We start from the raw sequence: 23,944 nt of genomic DNA on the forward strand, positions 1-23,944 counted from the left end.
GTGGCATCCTTCCACTATTCATTTCAAAAGGTTGTGGATCTTAAGGCAAGCCAGAAAACACAAGCGGAATGGGTGCTTTCAGGAGCGCTGGGCGAACTCTCCACTCAGGAACAAAATCTCTATCAGCTTCGTCAAAGCCAGGCAGAGTGGGAGGAAAGGCTGCATCAGGCCACCACACAAGCAGTGCCATTATCAGACCTGCTTGTTATCGGCCAATATCTGGACCATCTGCAAGCATGCATTGAACGCAAGCTGGAGGACGTTCAACACGCTCAAAAGGCGGTGGATCAATGCCGCTCCAAGCTGGCTGACAAGATGAAGGATGAAAAGGTTTGGCTCAAAGCCAAAGACCGCGCCTGGGAAAGTTTCCGTCATGCTTTGCAAATCAAGGAGCAAAATGAGCTGGATGAAATGGCAACGGTTCGTTTCATCATGCCGTCACCGTAGAAGGCTGCAACGCTGGCAAGAGGGAGTGATCGAAATTGGCGGACACAAATGATGAAGCTCAGAAATACAACGGCTTTGAACGTTTTATGTTTTTAATGATACCGATTCTTGTCGTGATCGTTTTGCTGGGCGTCTTGCTTTATGCAACAAACAGCGACTTCCGCAATCGGACGCTGGAAATCGGTCAAAACATACCTGTTCTCAAAAATGCGCTTCCAAAGCCTGAATCAATGAGCGGCATTAAAGACGACGAAAGCGTGCGTTCAGTCAAATTAAATGAAAAAATCGATGAATTGGAGACGGAGCTGCTGACGCTTAAAAGCGAGCTTGCCGCTGCAACCCAAACCAAGGAAACGCAGGAGCAGTCCATCAAAGACCTGGAAGATGAAAATGCCCGGCTTAAGCTGGCAAATGAAGAGGGTCTTCTGGAGGATGAGCAATATGAGGCCAAAATTTCCGAGCTCGCCAGCATGTTTACCAAAATGACGCCTAGCAAGGCTGCTCCAATTGTACAAAACATGACCGTGGATGAAATGGTTCTGCTGTTTTCCGCAATGAGAGTTGACGATCGAGTGCGCATTATGGAAAAGATGGATGCAAAAATTGCTGCGGAAGCAACCATGAAGATGAAGGACGCCGTTAAGGCCAAAGATCTGCAAATAGCGGCGCTGCAAGCGAGACTGGAAGAGGCGTCGCAGCCGAAGGAAACAACGGTTTCCTCTACTTTGGATCAGGATCAGCTAAGCGCAACCTTTGGCGCTATGAACGCAGCCAGTGCGGGAGAGCTTTTGGTCAAAATGATTGAAGTGAGCCCTAGCAAGGTGATGAGAATTTTAAATTCGGTCAGCGATTCGGCGCGCTCCTCCATTTTGAGCGAGATGTCCAAAATCGACAAAAACGCAACTGCCAGTATGATGTCCAGACTGATGTCCGGCTCTTAGACGCATTCATAAAGCCAGCCAATAAGAAGGGAGGTGAAAAACAATAATGGATGTAATGGTAGCAGGTTCAAATACCGCTGTAGCTCCTAACGGCTCAGCGCCAGTAGCAAGCGTGAAGCAAGGAACAACGGCTGCAGAAGGTGCAGCAGGCTTTCAAACGGTGCTGGTCAAGCAAATGGGCGGTCAAGCGGAAGCTCAGGAGTCAACAGCCGCTCCGAATGCTTTGGTTGCATCGGCAGCAGGTCTGCCGCAAGAAGGCGCTGTGCTGCCGGAATTGCCGGAGCTGGAGCAGCTTCTGGCACTAATGGATTCGTTAATAGACCAGCTTGATGCTCAGCCGGAAGAGGATGCTCAACAATCCAATGCCAGCCCTGAAGAGCTGTTGGCCGCATTGGAAGGTATGCAAGCTTTATTGGTTTTGCTTGGCCTTCCTGCCGTTCACTTGCAGAAGGCGGTTAATGAAGCAACTAACGCTGTCGTTCAAGCGGAGGATGACGCTTCTCAAACGTTAACCCTGAAAAGCGGCTTGCAGGATACGCTCCTCCAGTTGCAAACATTGCTCCAGCAAGGCTTGCATAAGCAGGTTCAAGGTCAGGAGCCCGCGGCTCTGGTTGCCAAGCAGCTTGGAGAGCTTGCTGCCTTGTTGAAAGGCGAAGCTCCGAAGCAGCAGCCCTCCCAGAAGGAGACCGTACAAACTCCTGCATGGGTCAATACCGCATCCGCTTCGGCTAAGGACGCTTCGGTTTTGCTTCAACGCATGTCTCACCAGGCTGTCCACCCTTCCATTCTGGCGGCGGCGGTTCAAGGCAGCGAAGTGACGACCCAGGCTGATGGAGGCTTGCAGCAGCAAGGAGAGATGGTTGCCGCAACGCCTGTTTCTCTGCTTGCTCAACAAACCGTCCGGGAGCATGCGCCGATGCCAGCACCAAGCCAGACCGCGAGCACGTTCGTGCTGGCTGAGGATTTTGCTGAAACGATGCGCGGCATGATTGTGACGAAGTTTGATATCCGATCCTTGAATGGAGCTTCAGAAGCCCGTCTTACTCTGTTTCCGGAGCATTTGGGCGGAGTAGATGTTCGCATTTCGATGCAAGGCGGCGTGCTTACCGCTGTTTTTATGACGGATACGGCGCATGCCAAGGATATGCTTGAAAATCAAATGGCGCAGCTGCGTTCATCGCTTCAGGCACAAGGCTTAAACGTCGATAAGCTGGAGGTTACTCAAAGCGAGTCCTCTGCCGTGCTTAGCGGGCAAAACGGGCAGGAGCAGGGCAATCGCAACCCGTTCCGCAATTCTCAGGATCAGCAGAATGACGAGCGCGTAACGGACAATGCTTTTGAATCGGAAATTGCCGAGCAGGCAGCCATTCAGGAGCTCGGTTTTGGAAGAAGTATTAACGAAACGGCTTAATGCAATTCCTATCGGACAAGGACGGGGGTGAACAGAAATGGCCGACAGTGTATCTACCAGTAACGTTTGGCCTAGCTATCACAAGAGCAATGTCCAGAAAGCAGCTGAAAAATCATCGTCCAATACGCTTGGCAAGGATCAGTTTTTGTCCATCCTGGTAACGCAGCTTCGTAATCAGGACCCCATGCAGCCTATGCAGGATAAAGAGTTTATTGCGCAAATGGCGCAGTTTACCTCTGTGGAGCAGCTGATGAATATGGCGACCGAAATCGGTAAATTGCGACAAAGCATCGGATCAGCTTCAAGCATGATCGGTAAATGGGTAGAGTGGCAGGAGTACGATGAGGAAGGGCAAATCATTCCTTTTAATGGTAAGGTTGACTCGATTTTGTCCAAGGAAGGCGTATTGTATGCAAAGATTGGCGATAGCGAGGTTGCATTGGACTACCTGATCTCTATTTCCGAAAGTCAGCCCGCTCAAGGAGCGGAATCAGCTGGGGAGAAGGATGAGGTGGAGGAAGCGTGAGCGACAGCATGAAAATTGGACACCTGTTCCCTATAAGTCCTTCGCCGCTGCAGGTTGACAAAAGCTATCAAAAAGCTCAGGGCGAAATGAAGAGGCAAGGCGCGGAGTTTCATGACCTGCTGCAATCGAAAGTGCTCAAGTTCAGCCATCATGCGGAAGTAAGAATGGAGCAACGCGGTATCCAGCTCAAGCCGGAGTCGCTGTCCCGAATTATGAATGCGGTGGACGAGGCGGCTTCCAAAGGCGCGCGCGATTCTCTTATTGTGTACAAGGATATTGCGATGATCGTTAATGTACCCAGTCGCACCGTTGTAACGGCAATGGATGAAAGCGGCATGCGGAGCAACGTCTTTACCCAGATTGACAGTGCGATTATTTTGACATAAGGCTGGACCATTCAGGAGGCCTGCGGCTGCGGACCGACAGATGTAGCCGCCAGTAAGCACTAATACCCCAAATTGGAGGAAATGAAACCATGTTGAGATCAATGTATTCAGGCGTTTCCGGCATGAGAGGGTTTCAAACCAAGCTTGACGTAATCGGCAATAACATTGCCAACGTCAACACAATCGGCTTTAAAGCCGGAAGGGTTATGTTTCAGGATATTTTGAGCCAGACCGTATCCGGTGTGACAGCGCCTGAAGACGGAGCGCGGGGCGGCGTAAACGCTCGCCAAATCGGCCTGGGCGTAGCGATCGGCGCAATTGATACAATCCATACAGCGGGCAGCGCCATGCAAACGAATGATGCAAAGGACCTGCGGATTGACGGCGACGGATTTTTTGTTGTATCGGCCGGAGACGGAACTGAACAGCTGCTGACTCGCGCGGGCAATTTCACCATTGACGGCGCGCGACAACTTGTTACTGCGGACGGCATGTTCGTTCTGGGCGTGGACGGAGCGCCTATCGTTCTTGCCCCAGAAATTACGGCATTCAGCTTCAGCCAGGACGGCAGAATTATTGGCGTAACGGCTGACGGACAGGCAGATGGTGGTCAGCTTGGCATCGTTAAGGTTGTCAATCCCAGCGGCCTGGAAAAAATCGGAGGCAATTTGTACCGGATGACGGTTAACGCCAATCCGGAAGGAGAATTCGAAATCGTTCCGGCTAATGACGCCGATGCAGGAACCGGCGCAGTTATTTCCGGCCAGCTAGAAATGTCGAACGTAGATTTGACGGCCGAGTTTACGGAAATGATTGTTGCGCAACGCGGCTTTCAGGCAAATTCCCGCATAATCAGCACATCCGATGAAATTTTGCAGGAAGTTGTTAACCTGAAACGTTAATTTTGTAGCAAGCCGGGAGGCTGGTTCAGCCTCCCTTACATAAAGGAGGCCGCCTGATGATTCCTGTAACGCGCTTGAACGGCACGAAGGTCATTATCAATGCTCTTCTGATTGAATGGGTTGAAGAGGCTGCCGACACGGTTATTTCACTCTCGACAGGCAACAAGCTTGTGGTTAAGGAAAGGGCCGACGAAATCATTGCATTGACCAGCCAGTATTTAGGCACGATCGGCCTTATTAACGCGAACCATAAGCTGGAAAGATTGGAGGGTCCGGCATCATGAAAAAAATGTTGCCCTGGTTAGTTTCTATTGTTCTCTCAATTATACTTATCGCCATTGTTGCGGTTATCGCATTTAACTACATGTTTGACGACAAAGACGGAAATAAAGAACCAAAACCCGAAGTCAAGGTGGAAACCTTGTCGGCCAAAGAACGGGTTGAGGTTACATCTGTTCTAACAGAGTACCGCCGGAACTTGAAGGATCAAAATTATGTCGTCATTTTGAGCTTTGCTTTCCAGCTGGACAGCAAAAAAACGAAAGAGGAATTTGATCAGATTTTGGATCTAGAAATTAAACCGGTCATCAGCCGGACTTTGGCCGATACGACGGCTAGCGAGCTTCAAGGTTCGCAGGGCGAGGATGCTCTTGAAACAAAGCTGCTTAATCTGCTGAACCCTATCCTCCCTAAAGGAAAGATGATCAAGGTTGAAATTACAGATATCATAATTACGGAACTGTAACGCCCTCGGCGCGATATTCCCGAAGGAGGTGAGAGAATTGGTTGATGTATTATCGCAGAATGAGATAGACGCGCTTCTTGCCGCGCTGTCATCCGGTGAAATGGACGCAGAAGACTTGAAGAAGGAAGAGGTTCAGCGGAAGGTCAGCGTCTATGATTTCAAACGCGCAGTTCGTTTCTCGAAGGATCATATAAGGAGCTTGACACGCATTCACGAAAACTTCGCGCGATTTTTGACAACCTATTTCTCGGCGCAACTCCGCACTTTCGTTCAGATTAATGTAGTAGACGTAGAGCAGTTGCCTTATGATGAGTTTATTCGGTCCATACCCAAAATGACGATTTTGAATATCTTTGAAGCGGAGCCGCTTGAAGGACGAATGGTCCTCGAGGTGCATCCTAACGTCGCCTATGCCATGCTTGACCGGATGTTAGGCGGACAAGGCACCGCGCCATCCAAAATCAACAACTTGACTGAAATTGAAACAACGGTCATGGAACGGGTTTTCGCCAGAACCTTCGACAGCCTGCAGGAAGCGTGGAAAACGGTTATCGACATTACGCCGAGACTCGAGGCGTTGGAAACCAATCCGCAATTCATGCAAATCGTTTCTCCCAATGAAACGATTGCGCTGATTTCATTCAGTACCAAAATCGGGGATACAACCGGCATGATCAATTTGTGTATCCCGCATGTCGTACTGGAGCCAATTATGCCAAGATTGTCCGTGCATCACTGGTTTGTGTCGCAGAAGAAGGAACGGGCGCCCGAAGAGGTTGAAATACTGGAGCAGCGCTTGCATAAAGCCAAGCTGCCGATTGTGGCGGAGCTAGGCGAGACATCTATAACGATCCATGAGTTTTTGACCTTGAATATCGGTGATGTTCTAACCTTAAACAAACCGGTTGATGAAGGACTGAATATAAAAGTTGGAGATAAGCTGAAGTTTATCGGCAGTCCGGGTTCCATTAGGGACAAGCTGGCTGTTCAGGTGGACGAAATTGTAAGCGAGGGAGCTGAAAAAGATTATGACGAGTAAAGACTATTTGTCCCAGGAGGAGATTGATGCATTGCTTCGGCAGTCCTCCAACGAGCCCGATGACGTTCCAGCCGAGGCTAACGAGGTTGTGCTGTCGGATTACTTGTCGGCAATCGAGCAGGATGCTCTGGGCGAAATCGGAAATATCACTTTTGGCAGCGCAGCTACCGCTTTGTCTACGCTTCTGGGCAAAAAAGTGGATATTACAACGCCTCAGGTTACGCTGGTCAAGCGTGAAGAGCTTGGCGACATTTTCCCCAAACCTCATGTTGCGGTCAGCGTTGAATATGTTGACGGGTTTGAAGGCATCAACTCGCTCGTTATACGTACTCAGGATGCGCAGATTATCGCGGACCTGATGTTGGGCGGAGAAGGCGTTGTTACGCCGGAAGAGCTGAATGAAATTCATATCAGCGCTGTTCAGGAAGCAATGAATCAGATGATGGGCTCCTCGGCTACCTCGATGTCCACTATCTTTAATCGTCTGGTCAACATTTCACCCCCTGGCATCGACATCCTGGATGTAGATGCGGGCAACGGGATGGAGCATTTGCCGCCTGTGGATGTGTTTATCAAAATTTCCTTCCATTTGACAATCGGAGATTTGATAGATTCAACAATTATGCAGTTGCTGCCGGTTTCCTTTGCGAAGGAAATGGTATCAACCTTGATGGGTGGCGTTGAAGAAAGCGCTCCGCCACCGCCAGCGGCCCCTCCTGCTGTTGCAGAAACGCAGGCAGCGGTTCAGCAGACAGCTGCAGCAGCAGCGCCGGCCCCGGCTCCGCCGACACCGCCGCCAGCTTATCATCAGCCGCCGCCGCAGCCGGCAGCAGCGCCTCCTGGTTATCCGCCGCAGGCTCCTTATTACGATGCTCCTGCCGGATATCCAAGTCCAGCTGCCCATGCAGCGCCTCCTGCGCGAAACATTAATGTGCAGCCGGTCCAGTTCGCAAATTTCGGCGGGCAGGCCTATGAAGGGCCAGATACAACAAATCTAAATTTATTACTCGACATACCGTTGAAGGTCACTGTAGAATTAGGAAGGACCCAGAAGCAAATCAAAGATATTCTCGAGTTGTCGCAAGGCTCAATAATTGAGCTGGACAAGCTGGCGGGCGAACCTGTTGACATTTTGGTCAACAATAAGCTTATTGCCAAGGGCGAGGTTGTCGTCATCGACGAAAACTTTGGTGTCCGCGTAACGGATATCGTTAGTCAATGGGACCGAATTCAAAAATTACAATAACTCCTGGGAGGAAATGAAGATGGCAAACCGGATTCTTATCGTTGACGACGCAGCGTTTATGCGCATGATGATTCGCGATATTTTGTCGAAAAATGGGTACGAGGTAGTAGGAGAGGCGCCGGACGGCGCGCAAGCGGTTGAGAGATATAAGGAATTGAAGCCAGACCTCATCACAATGGATATTACGATGCCGGAGATGGACGGTATTGCAGCGTTGAAGGAAATCAAGAAGCTGGATGGAAGCGCAAAAGTCATTATGTGCTCCGCCATGGGTCAACAAGCGATGGTTATTGATGCGATTCAAGCAGGCGCCAAAGATTTTATCGTTAAACCGTTCCAGGCGGATCGCGTAATTGAAGCGATTAAGAAAGCTTTGGGATAAGGTCCGCTTTAATGAACGTATTGCATAAGCGGACGGCCATTCTGACGGCCGCGGCATCGACGGTTTTCCCTGGAATGGTTGCCGCATCCGGCAATAGTGGGACTGAAGTCCCGGATACGCAGATTCCGTTTGATGGCCCGGGGAATATGTTGGGCAGCGTTGCGTGGCTGATGGTTGCGCTAGCCATTGTCATCGTGCTGATCGTGATCGTGATCAAATGGCTTTCCAAAGGAAGCCGGGCTTGGGGAATCAATCGTTCCATGCGTTCGCTTGGCGGAATAGCTTTGGGGCAAAACAGTTCCGTACAGGTTTTGGAAATCGCCGGAACTATTTATATTGTAGGTGTTGGAGATACGGTCACCTTGCTGGAGAAGATCGATGATGCTGAGCGGGTCGCCGATATCCTGAAGGTTTTGGACAAGGAAACAACTGCTGTGTGGGGACCAGGAAACGTTGTTGAGCTGTTGGGCAAATGGCGAGGTAAAAACGCCGGCAAAACAGGAGACAGCGGAAGCTCCACCTTCCAGCAAATGCTGGAAGGCAAGCTGAATGGACAATCGCAACGCAAGCAGCAGCTTGAGCAGCTGCTCAAAAATCAAAATAGTCATGAACGGTTGATGGATGATGAGAAATAAGAAGACGCTGGCCCTATTGAGTATTCTTCTACTGTCGCTGTTCATAAACGGACAGGCTTTTGCGGAGCCTCTGCCCGATATTTCAATCAATATCGGCAATAGCTCGGGAGATCAGCCAGGAACAAGTGCCTTGTCGCTGCTTCTTCTTATCACAGTGCTCAGCATAGCTCCCGGCATCATGGTTTTAATGACCAGCTTTACCCGAATTGTAATTGTGCTCGGCTTTGTTCGAACTTCGCTGGGGACACAGCAAATGCCGCCTAATCAGGTTCTGATCGGACTGGCAATGTTTATGACCTTTTTTATTATGGCTCCAACCTTTGGCCAGGTGAATGATGTAGCTCTTCAGCCCTACTTAAAGGGTGAAATTACTCAGACGGAAGCCTTTGAACAGGCTGCAATCCCTATGAAGGAGTTTATGGGAGCCCACACCAGGCAAAAGGATTTGCAATTGTTTCTGAACTACACCAAAACGGATCCTCCGGCTTCTATTCAGGATACACCGTTAACGGTGCTGGTTCCGGCTTATGCCATCAGCGAACTCAAAACAGCGTTTACGATGGGTTTTCTTATTTTTATTCCGTTTCTCGTGATCGACATGATTGTAGCCAGCACATTGATGGCGATGGGCATGATGATGCTTCCGCCGATTATGATATCCCTGCCGTTTAAATTGCTGCTGTTTGTTATGGTAGACGGCTGGTATCTGGTCGTCAGGGGTTTGCTGCTGAGCTTTAACACAACATGACAGCGGGAGGGGACGCCTTATGAGCGCGGAGTTTGTAATCGGTCTGGCCAGCAGTGCCTTATACACCGTTTTAAAGGCCAGCGCCCCCATGCTGGTATTGGCTCTGGTAGTAGGCTTGCTCATCAGTGTTTTTCAGGCTACGACGCAAATTCAAGAGCAAACGCTGGCGTTTGTACCCAAAATTGTTGCGGTATTTATTGCCGTCATTATATTTGGGCCATGGATCCTAAACACAGTTGTTGATTTTACCTACAGGTTGTTCAGCAACTTACATATCTACATCGGTTAGGCTGTGAGCTGATGAGTGCAATTGCTCAAGGAGCACCTATTTTTTTGTTAATCTTTTGTCGAATTACCGCTTTTTTCGTCGTGGCGCCTATTTTTTCGTCGAGAAGCGTCCCGAATACGTTTAAAATCGGCCTTGGTTTTTTTATATCGCTTATGGTCTATTTGACCTACGGAGTCGGCGAATCCGTCATTCCAAATGAAGAGTATGTACTGGCTGTTTTTCGGGAAATCATTATTGGCTTGTTGCTGGGGTTTGTTGTGTATTTGTTTTTCTCCATCGTTCAGATGGCTGGAGGCATTATGGATATGCAAATCGGTTTGGCAATGGCCAACGTGGTTGATCCGCATACCGGCATATCGGCTCCTTTGATGGGTAATTTCAAGTACATGCTTATGCTGGTTGTTTTTCTAATGATGAACGGCCATCATTACTTGCTGGGCGGGCTGATGAACAGCTATACCTGGATGCCGCTTTCCAACGAGTTTTACAGCATCATGATGAGCGGCGGGATTTCAGACTTTCTGGTGAGGACGTTTGCTACCACATTTGTACTTGCAATCCAAATCGCCGCTCCTATTATGGTGGCTATGTTTTTGACTGATGTAGGCCTTGGCTTTTTAACAAAAAGCGCTCCACAGTTCAACGTTTTTGTTATCGGCCTGCCATTGAAGCTGCTGATTGGCATTTTTCTTATGATTTTGTTGATGCCTTCGATGGGCGCTTTGTTTGAAAAGCTCTTTTCGATTATGTTTGATTCTCTGGAGCAGCTGTTCGGCATTGTGCAGGGGCCGCCATCCGGAGAATAGGGGGGAGGCCGTTATGCGCAGCTATCGCTTAAAGCTTGACCTCCAGTTGTTTAACCAGGAAAAGACGGAGAAAGCAACGCCGAAAAAACGAAACGATTCCCGTAAAAAAGGGCAGGTTGCCAAATCCGCCGATTTGCCTGGCGCATTTATACTGCTTTTTGTGTTCGCTTCGTTTCTCATGCTGGGCAATCACTACAGCTCTGGAGTGATGGGGCTGTTCAGAAGTCTCTTCGAGGACTGGCTGACGATGGAGCTCACAACCGAAAACATTATGGGATTGTTTCTGAACATCGTGTGGCAGGTTCTGTTGCTGCTGCTTCCCATTTTTGCAATCGCTATGGTTGTTGGCGTCCTAGGCAATGTGGTCCAATTCGGATTTTTGCTGACAGGGCATTCGCTGAAGGCCGACATAAAAAAGCTGGATCCTATTCAAGGCTTCAAACGCATTTTTTCGATGAGAAGTCTTGCGGAATTTTTAAAAAGCATTCTCAAGGTGACGATCATTGCGCTTATGGTGTATACCACTATAGCCGGCGAATGGGAAAAGCTGCTGCTTTTGCCGATGCAGCCGATCCCCGCCATCTTTGCCTTTGCGGCAAAAATTACGATTAATCTTGGCATTAAAATCGGCGCCGTATTAATTGTATTGGCCTTCCTGGACTATATGTACCAAAAGTATGAGCATGAAAAAAGTCTTAAAATGTCCAAGCAGGATATTAAGGACGAGTTTAAAAAATCGGAGGGCGACCCTCTGATCAAAGGCCGCATTCGCGAACGGCAGCGTAAAATGGCGCTGCAGCGGATGATGCAGGAAGTGCCAAAAGCCGACGTTGTCATTACGAACCCCACGCATTTTGCGATTGCGCTTAAATACGACGCATCGCAGATGGAAGCGCCGAAGGTGCTGGCGAAGGGCATGGATCATGTAGCCTTGCGGATTAAAGAAATAGCCAAGGAGCACGACGTCGTTACGATGGAAAACAAGCCGCTAGCCAGAGCGCTATATGAACGTGCTGAAATCGGTGATGTGATACCGGGGGATCTGTTCCAGGCTGTGGCGGAAGTGCTGGCATACGTATATAAGGTAAAAGGTCGCATCAAGTAGACATCATTTGGCGGGAGGAGGCGACATCATGAAAATTAAAGATCTATTCGTAATTGTAGGCATAATCGGGATCGTGCTCATGATGATTATCCCGATCCCGATTTTTCTGATTGACTTGCTTCTTATAATGAACATTTCGCTCGCGCTTATGATTTTGCTTGTTGCGATGAATACAAAAGAAGCGTTGGATTTCTCCATTTTCCCGACGATATTGCTCATTACGACCTTGTTCAGACTAGCGCTCAGCGTTTCCACGACACGGAGCATCCTGACGCATGCGGAAGCAGGCGAGGTTATTGCGACCTTTGGCAGCTGGGTCGGCGGCGGAGCGGTAGCGATCGGGTTTATCGTCTTTTTAATCCTTGTTGTTGTTCAATTTATCGTTATTACTAAAGGCTCGGAGCGCGTTGCCGAGGTTGCTGCACGCTTTACGCTGGATGCGATGCCGGGCAAGCAGATGAGTATCGACGCGGATCTCAATTCCGGGCTGATTAATGAACAGCAGGCTCGGGAACGCCGTTCCAAAATTGAGCGCGAAGCCGATTTTTACGGCTCCATGGACGGCGCCAGCAAATTTGTAAAAGGCGATGCCATTGCAACAATCATTATTATGATCATCAACCTGATCGGCGGATTTATTGTTGGTATGGCGATGCATGGCATGAGCTTTGGGGATTCGCTTGAAACCTTCTCCATCTTGACCATCGGCGATGGCCTGGTTGCGCAAATTCCTGCCTTGCTGATTTCGACAGCCGCAGGCATGATCGTTACTCGCGCGGCTTCCGATGGCAATCTGGCGGATGACCTGACGGGCCAGTTGTTCCGTTATCCTAAAATGCTGTACGTAGCTGCGGGCACGATTGCGATATTGGGCTTGACGCCAATCGGCATTTTGAGCACGTGGCCGTTTGCGATTGCAATTGCTGTTGGCGCTTATTATATGCAGCGCAGATTTGATCGTCAGCAGGTCGAGGATGAGATGATGGTAGAGGAGCAGCAGATCGAGGAGGTTCGCAGCCCGGAGAGTGTCATAAGTCTCCTGCAGGTGGACCCTATCGAATTTGAATTTGGTTACGGTCTGATTCCTCTGGCGGATACGACGCAGGGAGGCGACCTGCTGGATCGGATCATCATGATCCGAAGGCAATGCGCGCTCGAGCTTGGCCTTGTTGTACCCGTTATTCGGATACGCGACAATATCCAGCTGAAGCCCAATGAATATGTCATCAAAATTAAAGGCAACACAGTCGCCAGAGGCGATTTGCTGCTGAATCATTATTTGGCAATGAGCCCCGGTTTTGAGGATGATTCGGTTACCGGTATTGAAACGACGGAACCTGCGTTTGGCCTGCCGGCTATCTGGATTGATGAAGCCACCAAAGAAAGAGCGGAGCTGTCGGGCTATACCGTAGTTGACCCTCCATCGGTGGTTGCCACGCATCTGACGGAAATCATCAAGCGACATGCCCATGAGCTGATCGGACGACAAGAAACAAAACTTCTGATCGATAATGTGAAGGAGTCGTACCCGGCGCTTGTAGAAGAGCTTATCCCGTCCATTTTGACCGTTGGCGATGTGCAGAAGGTGCTCTCCAAGCTGTTGAAGGAAAAAGTTTCAATCCGTGATCTGGTGACCATTTTTGAATCGCTGGCTGATCACGGCCAATATACGAAGGATCACGATATTTTGACGGAATATGTTCGGCAGTCGCTCTCCCGCCAAATTACTCAGCAGTTTTCGCCAGGCGGAGACATGCTGAGAGTCATTACCGTCGGCCCGCAGCTGGAGAAAAAAATTGCCGAATCGGTCCAGCAGAGCGATACCGGAAGCTATATTGCGCTTGATCCCGTTTCGACCCAGCAGATTTACCAGCGTCTGGGCGAGCACGTAAACCGTCAAATCCAGTCCGGGCAGCAGCCAATCGTATTGGCTTCGCCGACGATTCGGATGTACCTGCGGCAAATTCTGGAACGCACGATGCAGGAAGTGCCGGTTTTGTCCTACAGCGAGCTTGAGCCCAATATTGAAGTGCAGAGCATCGGGGTGGTGAATCTATGAGAGTGAAACGTTACATAGTAGAAGCTTTGCCCGAAGCGGTTTCGCTCATTCGCACCGAGTTAGGCAAAGACGCCATCATTTTGGAAACAAAGGAAATCAAGGTTGGCGGTTTTATGGGCATGTTCCGCAAGCGGAAAATGGAGGTTATCGCTGCGGTTGAAACCAATGCCGCCAAAGCGCCGGAGCCTCCTCTTAGAAAACCCGCGCCGGAGGTTGCGGCTGTGGTGGAACAAATTTTACAAACCGCTCAACGATCTTCAACTGCGGTCGCCGAGCCGCCCAAGCCGGCGCCGCCCGAACCTGAAAAACCTGTGGAGAAACGGGGGAGTCAGGAGCAATTTATTATTGAGGAAATTCGTGAGCTGCGTTCTTTTATGGTGAAGATGTCGAAGGAACGCAGCGATCTTCATGCCATGTCGCCGCCCCTTCTGGCGCTGAAGCAGCGGCTGCTGAAGCAGGAGGTGGATGAAGAGCTGGTTGGCAAGCTGCTGGATTGGCTTCAAGAGCAGCAAACCCTCTCTTCCGTGGAGCTGGAAGCGGAGACGGTTTGGAGCTTGGCGGCAAGCAAGCTGGAGGAATGGCTTGAGCCCTTTAATCATGGGCGAATCGATCCTAGCGCACGGGTTGTTCATTTTGTCGGCCCGACAGGGGTAGGGAAAACAACAACAATAGCAAAGCTTGCGGCGGAGCAAACCATTAAGCTGGGCAAAAAGGTCGGCTTTATTACATCCGATACCTATCGAATCGCTGCCGTTGATCAGCTCCGCACCTACGCCAACATTTTAAATGTACCGATGGAAGTTGTGTTTTCGCCAATGGATTTGCCTAAGGCATATCGCCAGCTGGCGGAGCGGGATCTTATCTTGATGGATACGGCGGGGCGGAATTTTCGCAGCGAGCTGCATGTATCCGAGGTGAACAGCCTGCTTCAGTCGGATCAGCCGGGAGAAACGGTGCTGGTGCTCAGTTTGACTGGAAAAACGGCGGATATGGTCGCCATCGCCGAACGTTTTATCCAATACGGCGTACAAAAGGTATTGTTTACAAAGCTGGATGAGACAGAGGTTTATGGCGCTATTCTTAATCTGATTCTTCGGTTTGAATTGCAGCCAACTCATTTGGCAAGCGGCCAAACCGTTCCCGACGATATCGCTCCTTTCCAAGCGGGCTCCTACATAGCGATGCTGCTGGGGGAGGCTCTAAATGAATGACCAGGCGGAAGCGTTAAGACATCTGATCAGACAGCATGATCCTGAAAGGGAACGCAAATCAGCCCGGATCATTACCGTCACAAGCGGCAAAGGCGGAGTAGGCAAATCCAATTTCAGCTTGAATTTTGCTCTATCGTTGAGAAGGCTGGGGCAAAAGGTTCTTCTGTTCGACGCCGATATCGGCATGGCGAATATAGATGTTTTGATGGGCCGGACATCCACCTATAGCCTTTATCATTTATTGAAACAAGAGAAGAGCATTTGGGATATTATTCAGCTCGGCTCCGAGGGTCTGCATTACATTGCCGGAGGCTCCGGCTTCCACGATCTCATTGATATGTCGGAGTCGCAGCTCAATCGTTTCGCTACCGAAATCGAGAAGCTGCATGATCAATATGACATTATTTTGTTTGATACTGGCGCGGGGTTGTCCAAAGAAACGGTCAAGTTTATTGCGGCAGCCCAGGAAACGCTTGTGGTGACGACGCCGGAACCAACGTCGATTACCGATGCCTACGCTTTAATCAAAATGGTAAGCGGCATGAAGGATGTACAGGCGAACTTTAGACTTATCGTCAATCGTGCGAGCAATAGCAGGGAGGGCAAGGAAACCGCAGAGAAGTTTCAGCTTGTCGCCAATCAATTTCTCAAGCTTGAGCTGCCCTGGCTGGGGATGATCCCTGACGATAGTCACGTATCAAAAGCCGTAAAACGGCAAGTTCCGTTTCTTCTCGCGTATCCGGATTGTGATGCTGCAGCTGCCGTAGGCGGGATTGCCCAGTCGTTTCTGGCAATTCCGCAAAGCAAGGCGGAGGGCGGCGTCAAAGGATTTTTGACAAAACTATTCAGACTATCAAGGTAATCCTTTGAATGAAGGAGGAAAAAAGATGGCTCCTTATCGTGTGCTTATTGTCGACGATTCCGCCTTTATGCGGACCATCATAGGCGATCTGATTTTGCGGGACAAGCAATTTACGATCGTGGCAACCGCTGTTAACGGAATAGAAGCGGTATCCGCCATAACCCGGTACAAGCCGGATGTTGTTACGATGGACCTCGAAATGCCGGTTATGAACGGTCTTCAAGCGCTCCAGTACATTATGAAAAATTGCCCGTTGCCAGTCATTATGTTGTCAGGCATAAGCGAGGCCAATACAAGGGACACCATCATGGCGCTGGAATATGGCGCATTTGATTTTATCCGTAAGCCGTCCGGGCCTGCATCTGGCGATATTTATCAGGTTGGCGAGCTGCTTCGCGACAAATTAAGAGCGGCGGTTGATTTTGTTAAAGCCGCCAACCGCAATGCGCAGGCCAATCAGACGAATGAGCCGGCCGCCTCGCCGGCGCTGGAGTCTCCAAAGGAGACATTGCTGCAAAAAGCTCCAGAGCAAACCGGGCTGCTGTCCAAAGCGTATGGAAAGCCTTCGGCGCAGGACAAGCCGGTGGAGTCAAAATCTTCTGGAAAAGCGGAATTGGTGCAAAAGCCTGCCTTTGAACCCCATACGTCAGAGCTGAAAGCTGCGCCAAAAGCGGCTCAGGCAGCACCTGCTGCAGGCCTCGCGGATAGGGCCAAAAAGACGATTGAGGATAAACCTGCGTCTCAGCCGCTTAAGACTGTTGCCCGGCCTAAAGAAGTTACTCTTCCGCCTAAGCCGGAACCAAAGGCTCAAGCGGCGGGAGCCTTTAAGCACCTGGTGGCGATCGGCACCTCGACGGGCGGGCCTCGCGCGCTTCATGAGGTGATATGCTCCTTGCCTGCCAACTTTCCTGCGCCTGTGCTGGTGGTTCAGCATATGCCGCCGCGGTTCACCAAATCGCTGGCGCAGCGCTTGGATAGCTTCAGCGCCTTAAAGGTCGTTGAAGCGGAGCATGGCATGCGCGCGGCAGCAGGGACGGTGTATATAGCTCCCGGAGGCTTCCATCTGGAGCTTGCCCGCGATTCGCTGGGCTATTGGATTCAGCTTGGCAGCCAGCCTCAAGTCAATGGGCACCGGCCATCAGTAGATGTCATGTTTGAATCGCTTGTGCCATTGACGGAATTGACCCGGCATGCGGTCATTATGACCGGTATGGGGAGCGACGGCGCCAAAGGGATGAAGGCGCTCGCGAATAGCGGAGCAGCTTCAACGATTGCGGAAGCCGAGGAAACATGCATTGTTTACGGAATGCCGCGTTCAGCGGTGGAAGGCGGAGCTGTTCAAACGGTATTGCCGCTGCAGCATATTGCCACCCGGCTTGTGAGTGCAGTGTCGAAATAGGAAGTGATTGAACGAGTACACTAACAGGAGGTGCTGGAAATTGGATATGAATGCGTATTTGTCCATGTTTATCGACGAATCAAACGATCATCTTCAATCTTTAAATGAAAATCTGCTTCAACTGGAAGGCAGTCCCGAAGACCTGAGTATCGTTCAGTCTATCTTCCGTTCCGCTCATACGCTTAAAGGGATGTCGGCAACGATGGGGTTTGAGGACCTCGCATCGCTTACGCATGAGATGGAAAACGTGCTGGACTTGGTTCGCAACAGCAAGCTGAAGATGGACAGCTTTATTTTTGACACCTTGTTCAAAGGTCTTGACGCGCTGGAGGCAATGGTTCACGACATTGTAGGCGGAGGAACGGGACAAGCGGATGTAACGTCCATCGTGGCCTCCCTGCAAAAAATCGTGAACAGCGATTATCGCAGCGGAATGGCCGAAGCCGCGGCTTCCGGCTCTGCCATGCAAGAAACGTCAAGCGCGGAGCTGGGGAAGGCTCTGCTGGATCAATTCCAGACCTCCATTATGATGCAGTCGATGGAAAGCGGGCATCAGCCTTATTACATACAAGTCACGATTGATGAAAATTGCGTGCTTAAGGCGGCTCGCGCTTATATGGTTTTCAATTTGCTTGAAGCAAACGGAGAAATCGTCAAGTCCGAACCAACCGTACAGGATTTGGAGCAAGAGAAATTTGATCGCTCTTTTACCGTCTTTACGATTTCTACGGCATCTGTAGATGTACTGACGGAGCAAATCTCCAATATTTCAGAAATTGCTTCGGTTACTGTAACGCCGCTGGACGTGGAGTCGCTTAACGCACTTACGGCAGCTCCGGCTGCAGCTGCGTCAGCGCCTGCTCCTGCCGAGCCTGTTCAAGCGGCTGCGCCTCAACCGCAGGCGGAGCAGCAGGTGAAGAAAGCGCCTGCCGCACAAGCGCAATCCCAGCAGGGCGGAGGCGTAGGACGTACAATCCGCGTCGACATTGAACGTCTGGATACGTTAATGAATCTGTTTAGCGAGCTGCTGATTGACAGGGTCAGGCTGGAGCAGCTGGCAAGCGAAATCAAACGCACCGATTTGACAGAAGCGGTGGAGCATATGTCGCGCGTGGGCTCCGATATGCAAAATATCGTGCTGAAGCTGCGGATGGTGCCGGTTGACACTGTATTTAATAGATTCCCTCGTCTGGTAAGGGATCTTGCCAAAACGCTGGATAAAAAAATGGATCTTGTTATTACAGGCGCCGAAACGGAGCTGGACCGTACCGTTATTGACGAAATCGGCGATCCGCTTGTCCATCTCATTCGCAATTCCGGCGACCACGGCGTAGAAATGCCTCAAGAGCGTTTGGCGGCTGGCAAGCCAGAAACGGGAACCATCCATTTGAGAGCTTATCACAGCGGCAATCATGTATTTATCGAAATTGAAGACGACGGACATGGCATCAATCAGGATAAGGTAAAAGCCATCGCCATTAAAAATGGCGTCGTGACTGAAGAAGAGGCGAATAAGCTATCGCCGGATGAAATCAATATGCTCCTGTTTGCGCCAGGTTTTAGCACAGCGGACAAAATTTCCGATATTTCGGGACGCGGTGTTGGACTAGACGTTGTAAAAACCAAAATCACCTCGCTTGGCGGTAATGTCACAGTAACCTCGGCTTATGGCAAAGGCACCAAATTTTCGGTTCAGCTGCCGCTGACGCTGTCGATTATTTCTGCCATGCTAATCAAGCTGGGCTCTGAAAAATATGCCATTCCTTTGTCTTCCATTGTAGAGACGGGCATCATTCAGCGGGATAAAATTTTGAATGTGCACGGCAATCGAATGATTCAATTCCGCAGCTCCATCATTCCGCTCGTATCGCTTAGCCAAGTGCTGGAATCGCCGGACTATGACGAAAGCCAGGAGCAGGAAACGGAAATTATCGTCATTAAGAAGGGCGAGAAGCTGGCGGCGGTAATGGTGGATGAGTTTATTGGCCAAAGTGAAATCGTATTGAAATCGCTTGGCAAATATTTGACCAACGTCTACGGCATTTCCGGAGCAACAATTTTGGGAGACGGTTATGTAGCGCTTATTATTGATCCAAATGCACTTATCAAATAAGGAGGTTATTGCGATGGGAGAAGAATTGAAAGTTATCGTATTTGCGCTTGGCCAAGAGGAGTATGGCATAGAAGTAGACAAGGTTCGTACCATTGAACGCATGTCACCGATTACACGCGTGCCAAAAACGGCGGCCTTCATCAAAGGCGTCATTAACCTGCGCGGCGTCGTTGTGCCTGTAATTGATTTGCGCGGGCGCTTCGGACTGGACGAAACGGAGCCTACTGAAAATTCCCGTATTATCGTAGTGGCGGTTGACGAGCTGGAAGTTGGCTTTATCGTTGATTCCGCAAATGACGTCATCGACATTGACAGCGACACAATCGAATCCCCTCCTGAAATTGTAGGCGGCATAAAGGCCAAATATTTGCGCGGCATCGCCAAGCTGAGCGAAGGAAGACTGCTTATTATGCTGAATCTGTCCGAAGTGCTCAATAAAAGCGAAATTATTCAGCTTGAGCAATTAGAGGTTTAACCGTGCCTAAATTCAAATCATTTGAAGCTTTTGAACTGGATGTGCTTCGGGAGGTAGGCAATATTGGCGCGGGCAATGCCGCTACCGCGTTATCCAAGCTGCTGGACAAACCCGTTGATATGGCGGTGCCTAAAGTAAGCTTGCTTCCATTTGAAGAGGTAGCCGATTGCGTAGGCGGCGCTGAACAAATCGTATTGGCTGTATTTCTTCGCGTTGAAGGCGACGCGCCTGGAAACCTGTTTTTTATTATCGACGAGCCGTCAGCGAAACGGATTTTGAACCAATTGGTAGGTCTGGACCATACGGACGGCGAAGAATATTCAGAGATGGAATTGTCGGCTTTGAATGAAATCGGAAATATTATGGCAGGCTCCTATTTGTCTGCCCTTGCCGATCTTACAAAGCTATCCATGTCGCCTTCTGTACCGGCGATGGCACATGATATGGCCGGAGCCATTCTAAGCTATGGCTTGGTGCAATATGGGGAAATGGGCGATTCCGCTCTGCTTATTGAATCCAAATTTCTGGAAGACCGCCAGTCTCTTGAAGGACATTTTTTCCTCATACCCGATCCGGATTCCTTTGTCAAAATATTCAAGGCTCTGGGAGTCGTGCAGGAATGACGGAACAGACGTTGATAAAAGTAGGGATGGCGGATCTCAACATTGGACTGGCTGGCGCTATCCTGAAAACAACAGGACTAGGCTCCTGTGTAGGGTTAACCCTGTTTGACCCCGTGGCAAAAGTGGCGGGCATGGCGCATGTCATGCTGCCTTCTTCCGAAATTGCCAGGGAAGCTCAAATCAATGCCGCAAAATATGCGGATACAGCAATACCGCTGCTGCTGCAGCGAATGGAAAACAGCGGGGCCAAGCTGCTCCGTATGGAGGCCAAAATGGCCGGCGGCGCCCAGATGTTCGCCTTTTCGGGACAAGGCGACTCTTTGCGCATAGGGCCCCGCAATGTAGAATCGTGCCTGGTGCTGCTTCAGCAATACCGCATCCCTGTACGGTCGCAGGATACGGGGGGCAATTTTGGCCGGACCGTTGAATTCGACAGCATCAGCGGCATGTTGCTGATCCGCAGCATGCAGCATGGAGTAAAGGAGATTTAGTATGATAGGAACTTGGCGATGGAATGCGGGATTTGGAGTTTTGGGCGCCGGATTGACCGTCATGTTCTCTATTGGCAGCAATCCTCTGTCCACAATGCTGCTCAGAAGCTTGTTTGCATTTATTTCTTTTTTTATTCTAGCTTATGCAGCTCGTATGGCATTAGCTTTTATTCTGAAGCCGCCTGGTATATTGGCGGTACAGGACGAAGCTGCCGAAAGTGCTGGAACGCAGCTTGATTACACAACGCCGGATAACCCTGACGAATTAAACGATTTGCTGAAAGCTCAATTGCAGGGCGGAGCAGGAACGCCGGGAGCGGCGCAGGCTTCGCCGGAAAGCGAAGGCCAGAGTGGCGACTTTAAGCCGCTTAGTCCTCCGCAGCTAGTCACTGCAGACAACAAAAGCCCGGAGCAGCTGGCAAACGTACTACGTCACCTGACAGGAGAGTGAGTCGATGACTGAGCTTAAGACGCCTCATTTGACTAACATCGGGATGTGGCAGGCTTGGAGAGAGCATGGGAAGCTTGATGCCAAAAAGGCGCTGATTGAAAATTATTTGCCGCTTGTGGATTATGTCACGAATAGGATGGCGATTGGTTTGCCCAAAAACGTCATCAAGGACGACCTTGCAAGCAACGGGGTCATGGGACTGATTGACGCCATCGAAAAATTTGATTATATGCGGGGACTGCAGTTTGAAACCTATGCCTCCTGGCGAATTCGCGGTGCTATTATCGATGGATTAAGACAGGGGGACTGGGTGCCAAGATCCGTTCGGGAAAAGGCAAAGCGCGTTGAGGATGCCTACCAGCATCTTGAGCAGCAATATATGCGCTCTGTCACCGATCACGAAGTCAGCGCTTATCTGGGCATTACCGAAAAGGATTTTACGACGATGCTGCAAGATATCTCCGTAGCGACCATTTGTTCGCTTGAGGACCCTATACGCGAGGAAGAGTCCGAGACGCGCATGTCGCTGCTGGTGGACGACAAAGCCAAAAACCCGGATCACAAGGTTCATGAATTCTATTTAAAAGAATCGCTTGTGAAAGGCATCGAACGATTGACCGAGAAAGAAAGAATTGTTGTTTCTCTTTTTTATTACGAAGAGCTTTCTCTCAGCGAGATAGCCGAGGTTATGTCGCTATCACCATCGAGAATTTCCCAGCTTCATTCCAAAGCCATATTGAGGCTTCGGGGAGCGTTGGCTAAACATAAAGATCAACTGATGCAGCATTAAGCAAAGGAGGGGATTAAGGTGGACAATTACCAGCTGGAATCATATTTGCAAGTTCAAACAACCGTAGACAAGCTGTCTGCCTTTTTATTGTTCAGTAAGATGACGGATGAGTTTGAATGCACGCCGGCAGAGCTGGAGTTGTTTGTTCGAAGCAAAGGGATTGTCCATGGGCTCCGCAGCGATGTGCTGTCGCAGATTAGCAATAACCCGCTTGCGTATTGCAGGGAACAAACGCTTATCGCACAAGGACAAAGTCCTGGGGAAGGCAAGGATGGAATGGTTCGGTTTACCGTTAGCTTGGGCGATGAAGATAAACGCCCTGCGGAGGACCAGGATGGAAAAGTTGATTTCAAGCAGGTATCGCAGTTAAAAAACGTTATGAAAGGCCAGCTGATCGCGGAGCTGGTTGATCCGACGCCAGGTCCTCCGGGCCAGACCGTTACGGGCGAAATGATTCCGCCTAAGCTTGGTAAACGCGCCAGGTTCAAAATCGGTAAAAACGTCGTTCCAGGAGGCGACGGCACAGCGCTTTATGCCGCTATCGACGGAATGATCACCTTGACCGAAAAAGGGAAAATTAATGTTTTTCCTGTATATGAGGTTAATGGCGATGTCAATTACGGTATCGGCAATATCGACTTTGTTGGAACGGTTGTTATAAGGGGTAATGTACTGAACGGCTTTCGCGTTCGCGCGTCTGGCGATATTCGTGTTATCGGCGGCGTTGAGGGAGCGGAGCTGGAGTCGGAGGGCTCTATCGAGGTAACGGGCGGCATTTTGGCAAGCAATAAAGGACATGTTAAAGCGAAAGGCAGCGTCAAAAGCTCCTTTATTCAGGATGCGCACGTTTATGCAGGCGAAGATGTCATTATTGGCCAAAGCATTATGCATTCCAGTGTAAAAGCGGGAAAAAGCGTTGTTTGTTCCGGCGCAAAAGGCATTATTGTGGGAGGCAACGTGCAGGCTGGCGATCTGGTGGCCGCGCGTACGGTAGGCAATGCCATGTCGACCGCTACCGCGATTGAGGTCGGCGTCAATCCTCAGCTTCGCGAGGAGCTGCTGGAGCTGCGCGCATCCATTAAAACCAATCATGAAGCGCTGGATAAAACGGAAAAGGCTTTGGTTATATTGGATCAGCTTGCGGCTGCAGGCCAGCTTTCCCCTGACAGACTAGCCATGAGAATTAAGCTGAACTCGACCAAGCGGCAAAATGCGGCAGAGATTGAGGAAGCCAAGGAGCGCATGTTTGAAATCGAAAAAACGCTAGAGGAAACAGGACGGTCCAGAGTTGATGTAAGCGGAACTGTTTATCCCGGTGTGAAAATTGTAATCGGACGTTATACCAAGTTTGTAAAAGATAGCGCACAACGCATTTCATTCAGGTTAATGGAAGGCGATATTGCGCTTGTGCCTTATCAGCCTAAAGGATAAGCCAAACGTGTCTATTTGAGGTTTGTTCAAAAGCGGTTTTTTTGAACACGAACTTTTTCGGAAGGGGCGGTCCAAGTGACGTTTCAACCGCTTGACTTGCAAATATCGGTGCCGCGTACGCAAGAATTCAGCAGCATGCAGCAGCAGGCCGCGCAACGGCCGATCACCGAACAAAACATTTTGGCAGACCGTACAACCAAGCGCACGGAAGAGCTTCGGACGCAAAGCACGGAAACGGAAAACACGGCCAAAAGCAGCATGCGAACGGACAAAGACGGCGAAGGCTGGGAGAGCGGCAAAGGCCGGCAAGGAAAAAAGGCATCGGCGGAAGCCGAGCAGGAACAGCCGCAGGAGCCAGCCCATCCCTACAAAGGACATCATTTGGACATCAAGCTGTAGCCTTGCAAGGAGCTGCAGGAACTATCGAAGGG

At 50.1% G+C, this 23,944-nt stretch carries 28 protein-coding genes; all 28 read left to right on the forward strand.

The features are described 5' to 3' along the window. Nucleotides 1-447: a flagellar export protein FliJ gene (gene fliJ, locus A7K91_RS06970; protein ID WP_068681057.1), complete on the forward strand. Its 447-nt coding sequence runs from the start codon at nt 1-3 to the stop codon at nt 445-447. Between the two features lie 35 nt (nt 448-482). Further along, nucleotides 483-1,388: a MotE family protein gene (locus tag A7K91_RS06975; RefSeq protein ID WP_068681059.1), complete on the forward strand. Its 906-nt coding sequence runs from the start codon at nt 483-485 to the stop codon at nt 1,386-1,388. A gap of 46 nt (nt 1,389-1,434) precedes the next feature. Next, nucleotides 1,435-2,799, forward strand: coding sequence for a flagellar hook-length control protein FliK (locus A7K91_RS06980; RefSeq protein WP_068681061.1), 1,365 nt, complete (start codon nt 1,435-1,437; stop codon nt 2,797-2,799). Between the two features lie 37 nt (nt 2,800-2,836). Continuing rightward, on the forward strand, nt 2,837-3,325 hold the full coding sequence (locus A7K91_RS06985; RefSeq protein WP_068681063.1) for a flagellar hook capping FlgD N-terminal domain-containing protein: 489 nt from the start codon (nt 2,837-2,839) through the stop codon (nt 3,323-3,325). Next, a complete protein-coding gene (locus A7K91_RS06990; RefSeq protein WP_068681065.1) occupies nt 3,322-3,711 on the forward strand; it encodes a TIGR02530 family flagellar biosynthesis protein in 390 nt (129 codons plus the stop codon). Before A7K91_RS06985 ends, A7K91_RS06990 begins: the two co-directional genes overlap by 4 nt. 89 nt (nt 3,712-3,800) lie before the next feature. Beyond that, nucleotides 3,801-4,613 (forward strand): flagellar basal body rod protein FlgG, encoded by an 813-nt coding sequence (gene flgG / locus A7K91_RS06995; protein ID WP_068681067.1) that lies wholly within the window; start codon nt 3,801-3,803, stop codon nt 4,611-4,613. Between the two features lie 56 nt (nt 4,614-4,669). Next, nucleotides 4,670-4,897 carry a flagellar FlbD family protein gene (locus A7K91_RS07000; RefSeq protein WP_068681069.1) on the forward strand — a complete coding sequence of 76 codons (228 nt, stop codon included), beginning with the start codon at nt 4,670-4,672 and terminating at the stop codon, nt 4,895-4,897. After that, nucleotides 4,894-5,358: a flagellar basal body-associated FliL family protein gene (locus A7K91_RS07005; protein WP_068681071.1), complete on the forward strand. Its 465-nt coding sequence runs from the start codon at nt 4,894-4,896 to the stop codon at nt 5,356-5,358. The genes A7K91_RS07000 and A7K91_RS07005 overlap by 4 nt, the downstream gene beginning before the upstream one ends. Before the next feature lie 37 nt (nt 5,359-5,395). Further along, complete coding sequence (gene fliM / locus A7K91_RS07010) at nt 5,396-6,397, forward strand: flagellar motor switch protein FliM (RefSeq protein WP_068681072.1); 1,002 nt, start codon at nt 5,396-5,398, stop codon at nt 6,395-6,397. Further along, entirely contained in the window at nt 6,387-7,643 is a 1,257-nt protein-coding gene (gene fliY / locus A7K91_RS07015) for a flagellar motor switch phosphatase FliY (RefSeq protein ID WP_068681074.1), read from the forward strand. Before fliM ends, fliY begins: the two co-directional genes overlap by 11 nt. Before the next feature lie 19 nt (nt 7,644-7,662). Then, nucleotides 7,663-8,025 carry a response regulator gene (locus tag A7K91_RS07020; protein WP_068681076.1) on the forward strand — a complete coding sequence of 121 codons (363 nt, stop codon included), beginning with the start codon at nt 7,663-7,665 and terminating at the stop codon, nt 8,023-8,025. Nucleotides 8,026-8,036: 11 nt separating this feature from the next. Beyond that, nucleotides 8,037-8,660: a flagellar biosynthetic protein FliO gene (locus A7K91_RS07025; protein WP_068681078.1), complete on the forward strand. Its 624-nt coding sequence runs from the start codon at nt 8,037-8,039 to the stop codon at nt 8,658-8,660. Further along, nucleotides 8,650-9,408: a flagellar type III secretion system pore protein FliP gene (gene fliP, locus A7K91_RS07030; RefSeq protein WP_068681080.1), complete on the forward strand. Its 759-nt coding sequence runs from the start codon at nt 8,650-8,652 to the stop codon at nt 9,406-9,408. Before A7K91_RS07025 ends, fliP begins: the two co-directional genes overlap by 11 nt. 19 nt (nt 9,409-9,427) lie before the next feature. After that, a complete protein-coding gene (gene fliQ, locus A7K91_RS07035) occupies nt 9,428-9,697 on the forward strand; it encodes a flagellar biosynthesis protein FliQ (protein ID WP_068681082.1) in 270 nt (89 codons plus the stop codon). An 11-nt stretch (nt 9,698-9,708) separates the two neighbouring features. Beyond that, nucleotides 9,709-10,503 (forward strand): flagellar biosynthetic protein FliR, encoded by a 795-nt coding sequence (fliR, locus tag A7K91_RS07040; protein WP_068681084.1) that lies wholly within the window; start codon nt 9,709-9,711, stop codon nt 10,501-10,503. A 13-nt stretch (nt 10,504-10,516) separates the two neighbouring features. Then, nucleotides 10,517-11,608: a flagellar biosynthesis protein FlhB gene (gene flhB, locus A7K91_RS07045; RefSeq protein ID WP_068681086.1), complete on the forward strand. Its 1,092-nt coding sequence runs from the start codon at nt 10,517-10,519 to the stop codon at nt 11,606-11,608. Between the two features lie 28 nt (nt 11,609-11,636). After that, nucleotides 11,637-13,667 (forward strand): flagellar biosynthesis protein FlhA, encoded by a 2,031-nt coding sequence (gene flhA, locus A7K91_RS07050; RefSeq protein WP_068681088.1) that lies wholly within the window; start codon nt 11,637-11,639, stop codon nt 13,665-13,667. Beyond that, complete coding sequence (flhF, locus tag A7K91_RS07055) at nt 13,664-14,878, forward strand: flagellar biosynthesis GTPase FlhF (RefSeq protein WP_068681090.1); 1,215 nt, start codon at nt 13,664-13,666, stop codon at nt 14,876-14,878. The genes flhA and flhF overlap by 4 nt, the downstream gene beginning before the upstream one ends. Continuing rightward, the gene (locus A7K91_RS07060) at nt 14,871-15,740 is read left to right on the forward strand and encodes a MinD/ParA family protein (protein WP_068681092.1); all 870 of its coding nucleotides are present in this window, start codon (nt 14,871-14,873) and stop codon (nt 15,738-15,740) included. Before flhF ends, A7K91_RS07060 begins: the two co-directional genes overlap by 8 nt. A 25-nt stretch (nt 15,741-15,765) precedes the next feature. Further along, nucleotides 15,766-17,139, forward strand: a complete 1,374-nt coding sequence (locus A7K91_RS07065; RefSeq protein ID WP_068681094.1) for a protein-glutamate methylesterase/protein-glutamine glutaminase — start codon at nt 15,766-15,768, stop codon at nt 17,137-17,139. Nucleotides 17,140-17,179: 40 nt separating this feature from the next. Continuing rightward, nucleotides 17,180-19,252, forward strand: coding sequence for a chemotaxis protein CheA (locus tag A7K91_RS07070; protein WP_068681096.1), 2,073 nt, complete (start codon nt 17,180-17,182; stop codon nt 19,250-19,252). A 13-nt stretch (nt 19,253-19,265) separates the two neighbouring features. Then, complete coding sequence (locus tag A7K91_RS07075; protein WP_068681098.1) at nt 19,266-19,727, forward strand: chemotaxis protein CheW; 462 nt, start codon at nt 19,266-19,268, stop codon at nt 19,725-19,727. 2 nt (nt 19,728-19,729) lie between these two features. Further along, nucleotides 19,730-20,350, forward strand: a complete 621-nt coding sequence (locus A7K91_RS07080) for a chemotaxis protein CheC (RefSeq protein ID WP_068681100.1) — start codon at nt 19,730-19,732, stop codon at nt 20,348-20,350. Further along, nucleotides 20,347-20,841 carry a chemotaxis protein CheD gene (locus tag A7K91_RS07085; protein WP_068681102.1) on the forward strand — a complete coding sequence of 165 codons (495 nt, stop codon included), beginning with the start codon at nt 20,347-20,349 and terminating at the stop codon, nt 20,839-20,841. Before A7K91_RS07080 ends, A7K91_RS07085 begins: the two co-directional genes overlap by 4 nt. A gap of 1 nt (nt 20,842) precedes the next feature. Continuing rightward, entirely contained in the window at nt 20,843-21,292 is a 450-nt protein-coding gene (locus A7K91_RS07090; RefSeq protein ID WP_068681103.1) for a hypothetical protein, read from the forward strand. A 4-nt stretch (nt 21,293-21,296) separates the two neighbouring features. Beyond that, nucleotides 21,297-22,082 (forward strand): FliA/WhiG family RNA polymerase sigma factor, encoded by a 786-nt coding sequence (locus A7K91_RS07095; protein WP_068681105.1) that lies wholly within the window; start codon nt 21,297-21,299, stop codon nt 22,080-22,082. Nucleotides 22,083-22,100: 18 nt separating this feature from the next. Further along, nucleotides 22,101-23,513 (forward strand): flagellar assembly protein A, encoded by a 1,413-nt coding sequence (locus A7K91_RS07100; protein ID WP_425415646.1) that lies wholly within the window; start codon nt 22,101-22,103, stop codon nt 23,511-23,513. A gap of 75 nt (nt 23,514-23,588) precedes the next feature. Continuing rightward, nucleotides 23,589-23,912 (forward strand): hypothetical protein, encoded by a 324-nt coding sequence (locus A7K91_RS07105; RefSeq protein WP_068681109.1) that lies wholly within the window; start codon nt 23,589-23,591, stop codon nt 23,910-23,912. The last annotated feature ends 32 nt before the right edge of the window (nt 23,913-23,944 follow it).

The sequence above is a fragment of the Paenibacillus oryzae genome, from assembly GCF_001675045.1.
Classification (GTDB): Bacteria; Bacillota; Bacilli; order Paenibacillales; family Paenibacillaceae; genus Pristimantibacillus; species Pristimantibacillus oryzae.

What these genes read in the sequence shown, in the direction of transcription:
- A7K91_RS06980 (WP_068681061.1), top strand. Translation starts at nt 1,435, where the DNA reads ATGGATGTAATGGTAGCAGGTTCAAATACCGCTGTAGCTCCTAACGGC.
- A7K91_RS06985 (WP_068681063.1), top strand. Translation starts at nt 2,837, where the DNA reads ATGGCCGACAGTGTATCTACCAGTAACGTTTGGCCTAGCTATCACAAG.
- flgG (WP_068681067.1), top strand. Translation starts at nt 3,801, where the DNA reads ATGTTGAGATCAATGTATTCAGGCGTTTCCGGCATGAGAGGGTTTCAA.
- A7K91_RS07000 (WP_068681069.1), top strand. Translation starts at nt 4,670, where the DNA reads ATGATTCCTGTAACGCGCTTGAACGGCACGAAGGTCATTATCAATGCT.
- A7K91_RS07005 (WP_068681071.1), top strand. Translation starts at nt 4,894, where the DNA reads ATGAAAAAAATGTTGCCCTGGTTAGTTTCTATTGTTCTCTCAATTATA.
- fliY (WP_068681074.1), top strand. Translation starts at nt 6,387, where the DNA reads ATGACGAGTAAAGACTATTTGTCCCAGGAGGAGATTGATGCATTGCTT.
- A7K91_RS07020 (WP_068681076.1), top strand. Translation starts at nt 7,663, where the DNA reads ATGGCAAACCGGATTCTTATCGTTGACGACGCAGCGTTTATGCGCATG.
- A7K91_RS07025 (WP_068681078.1), top strand. Translation starts at nt 8,037, where the DNA reads ATGAACGTATTGCATAAGCGGACGGCCATTCTGACGGCCGCGGCATCG.
- fliP (WP_068681080.1), top strand. Translation starts at nt 8,650, where the DNA reads ATGAGAAATAAGAAGACGCTGGCCCTATTGAGTATTCTTCTACTGTCG.
- fliQ (WP_068681082.1), top strand. Translation starts at nt 9,428, where the DNA reads ATGAGCGCGGAGTTTGTAATCGGTCTGGCCAGCAGTGCCTTATACACC.
- fliR (WP_068681084.1), top strand. Translation starts at nt 9,709, where the DNA reads ATGAGTGCAATTGCTCAAGGAGCACCTATTTTTTTGTTAATCTTTTGT.
- flhB (WP_068681086.1), top strand. Translation starts at nt 10,517, where the DNA reads ATGCGCAGCTATCGCTTAAAGCTTGACCTCCAGTTGTTTAACCAGGAA.
- flhA (WP_068681088.1), top strand. Translation starts at nt 11,637, where the DNA reads ATGAAAATTAAAGATCTATTCGTAATTGTAGGCATAATCGGGATCGTG.
- flhF (WP_068681090.1), top strand. Translation starts at nt 13,664, where the DNA reads ATGAGAGTGAAACGTTACATAGTAGAAGCTTTGCCCGAAGCGGTTTCG.
- A7K91_RS07060 (WP_068681092.1), top strand. Translation starts at nt 14,871, where the DNA reads ATGAATGACCAGGCGGAAGCGTTAAGACATCTGATCAGACAGCATGAT.
- A7K91_RS07065 (WP_068681094.1), top strand. Translation starts at nt 15,766, where the DNA reads ATGGCTCCTTATCGTGTGCTTATTGTCGACGATTCCGCCTTTATGCGG.
- A7K91_RS07075 (WP_068681098.1), top strand. Translation starts at nt 19,266, where the DNA reads ATGGGAGAAGAATTGAAAGTTATCGTATTTGCGCTTGGCCAAGAGGAG.
- A7K91_RS07085 (WP_068681102.1), top strand. Translation starts at nt 20,347, where the DNA reads ATGACGGAACAGACGTTGATAAAAGTAGGGATGGCGGATCTCAACATT.
- A7K91_RS07090 (WP_068681103.1), top strand. Translation starts at nt 20,843, where the DNA reads ATGATAGGAACTTGGCGATGGAATGCGGGATTTGGAGTTTTGGGCGCC.
- A7K91_RS07095 (WP_068681105.1), top strand. Translation starts at nt 21,297, where the DNA reads ATGACTGAGCTTAAGACGCCTCATTTGACTAACATCGGGATGTGGCAG.